The sequence below is a fragment of the Brevundimonas sp. SPF441 genome, assembly GCF_009661015.1.
GTDB classification, from domain to species: domain Bacteria; phylum Pseudomonadota; class Alphaproteobacteria; order Caulobacterales; family Caulobacteraceae; genus Brevundimonas; species Brevundimonas vesicularis.
This window is the reverse complement of the sequence record NZ_WJWX01000066.1, coordinates 1-238: the sequence shown is the minus strand read 5'-3', so window position 1 is coordinate 238 and position 238 is coordinate 1. Positions and strand designations below refer to the sequence as shown.

Here is a 238-nt window from a genome sequence, read left to right as displayed (position 1 = left end):
GCTAAGTGATGCGACGAACGGGTGGATTGCCTAGATCAGGCAGGTTTGCAACGGCGCCCCGTCGCGACTTCAGCGAACGCCGCAAGCTAAGAGACCACTCGGTGAAAGTGTGTGGCGGACAGAGAGGGATTCGAACCCTCGGTAGGCTTTCACCTACACACGCTTTCCAAGCGTGCGCGATCGACCACTCCGCCACCTGTCCGTTTCACGCTGCGTCTTGCGCGCCGCCGGAGGTCGA

Annotated in this window: 1 tRNA gene; it reads right to left on the bottom strand. The window is 61.3% G+C overall.

Features of this window, described 5'->3' with window-relative positions:
- Positions 1 to 112 precede the first annotated feature (112 nt).
- Positions 113 to 202, bottom strand: a tRNA-Ser gene (locus tag GGC30_RS16190).
- Positions 203 to 238: the final 36 nt, after the last annotated feature.